This window comes from Sorangium sp. So ce296 (assembly GCF_051529605.1).
In the GTDB taxonomy this organism is placed as follows: domain Bacteria; phylum Myxococcota_A; class Polyangia; order Polyangiales; family Polyangiaceae; genus Sorangium; species Sorangium cellulosum_D.
On the sequence record NZ_CP150325.1, the window covers coordinates 3,368,443 to 3,374,106 of the forward strand.

The window sequence follows — 5,664 nt, forward strand, 5'->3', positions numbered from 1 at the left end:
TCCCGGCTGAGGACCGCGCTAGCGCGCGGCGCGCGGACGGCGCCGGCGGCCGGCGAGGAGGAAGAGACCGAGGCCGAGCAGGCCGAGGCGGGCCGGCGAGCCCTCGGACGTCGCGCCCGCGCGGCAGGCGCAGGACGAGTCGGGCTTGGGAACGAAGCCGCTGTCCCCGCCGCCCGCGCCAGCGCCAGCGCCAGCGCCCGAGGTCAGATCCGGCGGCTCGTCCAGGAACAGGCCGCCTCCGTCCTGGCCCCCGCTCGAGGCCGTGACGCCGCCGTTGATCGGCGGGTCGCCGCAGAACCCGCGGGCGCACGGCGCGTTGCCGGGGCAGACGACGCCCGCGCACGCGTCGGTGCAGCTCCCGCCGATGCAGAGCTGCCCTTCAGCGCAGGTCACGCCCTTGCACCCGACGTCGACGCAGCGGCCGTCGTCCCCGCACGTCTTGCCGTCGGGGCAGGTGCGGCAGCCGCAGTTCGACTGGCAGATGCCGCGCTCGCAGACCGCGCCGTCCTCGCACTCGATCTGGGCGCAGAGATCCACGCACCGCCCGAGCTGGCACTCCTGGTTCGCCGGGCAGATGACGCCGTCGCACCCGCCCACGCAGGAGCCGCCGACACAGACCTGTCCGCCCTCGCACACCACGCCCACGCACGCCTCCTCCACGCAGAGGCCCTCCTCGCAGACCAAGCCCTGGTCGCAGACGACCTCGCCGCGGCCGCAGTAGGGCACGCACGACCCGCGGTTGCACACGAGCCCCTCCGCGCAGAGGCCCTCGCCGTTGTCGACCTCGCCGTCGCAGTCGTTGTCGATGTTGTCGCAGCGCTCGCTCTGCTCGCCGGGCTCGAGGACCCTCAGGCACTCGGTGTCGCCCTCGGTCGCGCACCCCGTCCTCCCCACGGCGCACGCGCCCTGCAGCCCCGTGTCGCAGATCTGGCCGCCGCCCTGGCAGGTCACTCCCGTGATGTAATAGACGAAGTCGTTGAAGTCGCCGTCGTTCTCGTACCCGCCCTGGCTCCCCTTCCAGCTCGTCGGGGTCACGGGCAGGTCCTCGAAGGCGACATAGAACGCGTCGGGCGAGGCCGTCGACGTGTAGATCAGCGTCGTCACCCACGGCTCGTTCGGCGTGCAGCTCGTGCAGACCGTGTTGAGCTCGCGCTGCGAGAACTTCGTCTGCGTGCAGTAGGTGCCCGCCTTGCCGATGAGCGCGAAGCCGACGAGGCCGCCCTGGTACCGCGCGTCGTTGCGGATGTCGGCCGCCGAGAACTGGGTCGGCGTCCAGTCGTGCTGCCCCGCCTGGGTCGTCATCATCGTGGCCAGCGGGCAGAAGTCGTTGTCCTCGCACCGGAACGCCACAGACGTGTCCGCGGGGATCAGCTCGTAGATCTGGTTGTCCGGCGGGCGCACGCCGCTCGCCGTCGCGTTGTACCAGCCGAACGCGACCTTGCACCCGCCCCCGCGCAGCACCAGCTCTCCCGTGAACCCGCAGAGCGGCGAAAAGACGCCTGGCTCCGTGCTCGCGTCCGCCACGGGATCGATGTCCTCCCCCCGGTACATGAAGAGCCCATCGAGCGTGACGGCGTTCTCCGGGAACCCGCGGCCCCGCACGAGGCCGAGCTCGGCCTCTCTGACCGGCGTGGGAAGCCGTGTGCCGTCCAGCTGCTCCACCGCGGCGCTCGCGGGTACAGCCCCCGCGAGCGGCGCGAGCAAGAGGGACAAAGAGAGCGCGGCTCGTACCGCGCGTCGGCGAGAACCCATGAAGTAAGGCGTTTGCGGCATGTGCGCCACTGTACACCTCCTCGTGCGCGCTGGGAGCAGATGATTCCATAACTCCGCACCATCAAAATGTTGCAGCCCAGTTGTTCCCACGCCGCCGTGCGCGCCTGTTTTGACGCACGCTGTCACCGCGGCGCATGGAGTCGCGCTGGCTGTCAGGAGCGTTTTCTGCTGCCGTTCCGGGCTGGGAGGCAACAGCCTACTTGACGCTCTCCCGCGGCGCGGCGGGGGGAGTTGCGGCGGAGCGCGGACTGCGTCGTCTCGGCGTTTGGCGCGACCTGAGGCTCCGCGTCGTGCCCGAGGCGCGGGCCTGGCTGGCCGACGCGAGGTTCGATCCGAGGCGCGGGGCGCGGCTGCGGCGGGGCGGGCGCGGCCCTCGCCGAGCGGCTGCCGCCGCGCTCAGCGCGCTTCGGCGGGCGGTTCGGCCGCGGGCCCGGGCTCGCCGTGGATGACGGCCCACACGAACTCCGGGATGAGCGCGAACGAGTGCTGGTCCTGCGTGACGCCGATGAGACCGCTGATGAACTCCAGGGCGTGCTCCTGGCGCTGCTCGTCGATGAACCGCAAGGGCGCGCTGGTCAGCCCGGGCGGGAGCCGGGCGAGCCCGGGCCCTTCCGGCTTCGCCAGCGCGGCGAGCGGGTTGCGCCTGTCCTCCGCGGCCCGCCACCGCTCGAGCCAGCCGTCGAGGGCCGTGTTCGGAACGAAGTGGTCGGCAGGCCAGGCGCGCAGGTAGGGGAAGAGCACGTGGATCCACCCGGTGAGCTCGTCCGCGGCGTTCTCGTAGCGGAAGAAGGCGCGCCAGAACGCCGGATCCTGACGGCCCTCCGCCGCGGCGACGATCTGGTCGAGCACCGGCAGGAGGACGTGAGTCCAGCGCTCCGCGCCGAACGGGGCGAACGCCGCCGCGCGGTGGCGCACCCAGCGCCAGTCGTCCGCCGTGCCGAGCAGGTAGACGCGCGGGATTCCAGCGTTCGGAAAGCTCATGTCCGCGGGGAAGGGCGGCTGCCACTCGAAGTGCGGCACGAACGGCGTCATGACCGTGAGCTCCGACGCCACGCGCTCCACCGGCCCCGTGGTCGAGAAGCTGGCTGTCACGAGCTCCCGCAGCGTGCCGACCCGCGCGGCGATCTGGGCGGAGAGGTCCGAGAACGCGACGGGCCACGGGTTCACCTGACCGAGCGTGAAATCCGGCCGGTCGATCCTCAGCTCGAAGTCGCCGTCCTCGAGGAGGACCTGGCGCCGCTGCTCCTCGTTCGCGGCGACGTGGAGCGTGAACCCCCGGGCCAGGCAGAACCAGACCACGTCGGGCGAGAGCACGAGGGGGTAGCGCTGGGTGAAGGCCATGTACGCCGCCTGGACGAGCGGGTGCACGTCCGTGCGTCCGACGATGGGCAGGCGATGGCGGTACGCGGCCTCGACGGGGGAGACGAGCAGGCTCTGCACCGTCGATTCCTCGTCGAACGCGGGCAGCGGCGCCGTCGCAGGCTCGAAGTCGGTGACGACGATGGTCGTGATGCTCATGGATCCTCGCTCTCCTGGCCCTGCGCGACGGCTTCATGGGCCAGCGCTGCCGCTCCAACCTCGTACACAAGAGCGCCGCGCGAGACAACTCGCCTCGGCGGCGGGCGCACAGCGAGCCGGCTCAACCTTGGATTCGCGCCGACAGCCCTCGATAGCCGCCGGGCGCGCCGACGCGCGACTGTGCGGCCGGCGCCTGAAGCGCGTGAAGGGGAAGGCAAAACAATTCGCTCACACGAGAATATTACAGCTTCATCGTTGCACCGATGGATGCATTCGAGAGATAGATTACCTGCTCGGCGGGTTGGCCGCAATCAAGGCGCCTGTCGCGCGTCGCCCTGAACGCATGCCGGGATCCGCGGCGGCGTTTCGACGGGCGAACGCCGCAATGGGGCGCGCCGTTGCGGATCCGAGGTGCGGGGATCGCCGATCCTGACGCGGCTCCGAAGCGGTGCGCAGCGGGCGGCGCAGGAATGCCATGGCACGGGATATCCCGCCGCGAGGCGCGGGGGCGAGGCGCTTGGCAACGCATGATTTTCGCGTCAATCATGGCCCATGAGGTCCTCGCGGAGCCGTTCGCCGTCGCCAGTCACCGGGGTCCGGTCGGGGCTGGGCAACCAGATCAAGGGCTCAGGCCGTTTCACCCACCCCTCGGCCGGCAGCAGCACCCCGTCCAGCAGCACGGCCGTGCCCGACGCCGTGAACCAGGCCGCGGCCCCGAAACCGACCCCGAAGCCGGGCGCCTTCTCCGGCTGGGATCCCGTCACGCGGAAGAGCGTGAGCCAAACGAGCTCGCCCGGCCCGACGAACACGACGACCACGTCTTCGGGAAGCCAGTTCGGGAGCACGACGGGCGGGAACAATGGTTCCCATGTCGGCCAGGGGCCTACCACGGCGCCGAGCTCGCCCACCGCGACGCCCAGGCCGCCCTCTCCGGTCAACGTGCCTCCGAACCCGAGCGCGATGCCGGGCGGCGGCGGCTCGCAGTCCCCTGAGCTCCCCGGCTCCAGGACGCCCCCTGCCACCGCTGGAAGCCCGCAGACCCCGGTCAGGCCTCAATCCTCGCCTGCCGGCCTTCCCCAGGGCTCCACGCCGCGCCTCAACCCGCAGCCTCAGACTCTCGGCAATACCGCCACCCCGCCGCAGGCCCCCCAGACCCCGGTCAGACCTCAATCCTCGCCTGCCGGCCTTCCCCAGGGCTCCACGCCGCGCCCCAACCCGCAGCCTCAGACTCTCGGCAATACCGCCACCCCGCCGCAGGCCCCCCAGACCCCGGTCAGACCTCAATCCTCGCCTGCCGGCGGCGGCCTTCCCCAGGGCTCCACGCAACCCACAACCCCATCATCGCAGCTCCCGGGCAATGCTCCCCAGGGGAACACGAGCGCAACGACGCAGGGAGGCACGCCCCCCAAGCCCGGCGAGACGTCCCCAACCGCGCCACCGAAGGAGGTCACCGCCAAGGACAACACGTCCGCTCAGACCTCCCCCAAGCCCGGCGATACCGGCGGCAAGAGCTCCCCCACGCAACAGCCCGCTTCCCCCGCGCAGGGCAAGCCCGCGACGGCGCAGGGAGGCACGCCCCCCAAGCCCGGCGAGACGTCCCCAACCGCGCCACCGAAGGAGGTCACCGCCAAGGACAACACGTCCGCTCAGACCTCCCCCAAGCCCGGCGATACCGGCGGCAAGAGCTCCCCCACGCAACAGCCCGCTTCCCCCGCGCAGGGCAAGCCCGCGACGGCGCAGGGAGGCACGCCCCCCAAGCCCGGCGAGACGTCCCCAACCGCGCCACCGAAGGAGGTCACCGCCAAGGACAATACGTCCGCTCAGACCTCCCCCAAGCCCGGCGATACCGGCGGCAAGAGCTCCCCCACGCAAAAGCCCACTTCCCCCGCGCAGGGCAAGCCCGCGACCACGCAGGGAGGCACGACCCCCAAGCCCGGCGAGACGTCCCCGACCGCGCCACCGAAGGAGGTCGCCGCCAAGGACAACCCGTCAGCTCAGACCTCCCCCAAGACCGACGAGACCGGCGGCAAGAGCACCCCCACGCAAAAGCCCACTTCCCCCGCGCAGGGCAAGCCCGCGACGGCGCAGGGAGGCACCCCGCCCAAGCCCGGCGAGACGTCCGAAAAGGCGCCCGCGAAAGAGGCCGCCGCCAAGGACAACCCGTCAGCTCAGACCTCCCCCAAGACCGGCGATACCGGCGGCAAGAGCCCCCCCACGCAAAAGCCCGCTTCCGCCGCGCAGGGCACGTCCACCAGCCCCTCGACGTCGACGTCACAGCCCGCTGGGCAGGGCTCCAAGCAGCCGGGGCGCGATCGCCCGGGACCGCAGCCGGGAAGCTCGTCCACCACGACTGCCCCAGAGAAGGACGGCGAG

General features: G+C 71.8%; 3 protein-coding genes. All 3 read right to left on the reverse strand.

Translation table 11 applies throughout. The features are described from left to right. Positions 1 to 18: 18 nt before the first annotated feature. Positions 19 to 1,713, reverse strand: coding sequence for an MYXO-CTERM sorting domain-containing protein (locus WME98_RS12720; RefSeq protein ID WP_437951575.1), 1,695 nt, complete (start codon positions 1,711 to 1,713; stop codon positions 19 to 21). Between the two features lie 456 nt (positions 1,714 to 2,169). Next, complete coding sequence (locus WME98_RS12725; protein ID WP_437951576.1) at positions 2,170 to 3,291, reverse strand: DUF4419 domain-containing protein; 1,122 nt, start codon at positions 3,289 to 3,291, stop codon at positions 2,170 to 2,172. A 539-nt stretch (positions 3,292 to 3,830) separates the two neighbouring features. Beyond that, complete coding sequence (locus WME98_RS12730; RefSeq protein WP_437951577.1) at positions 3,831 to 4,313, reverse strand: hypothetical protein; 483 nt, start codon at positions 4,311 to 4,313, stop codon at positions 3,831 to 3,833. Between the last annotated feature and the right edge of the window lie 1,351 nt (positions 4,314 to 5,664).

Excerpts from the sequence above, each read along its gene's own strand:
- WME98_RS12725 (WP_437951576.1), bottom strand. The coding sequence starts at position 3,291 with ATGAGCATCACGACCATCGTCGTCACCGACTTCGAGCCTGCGACGGCG.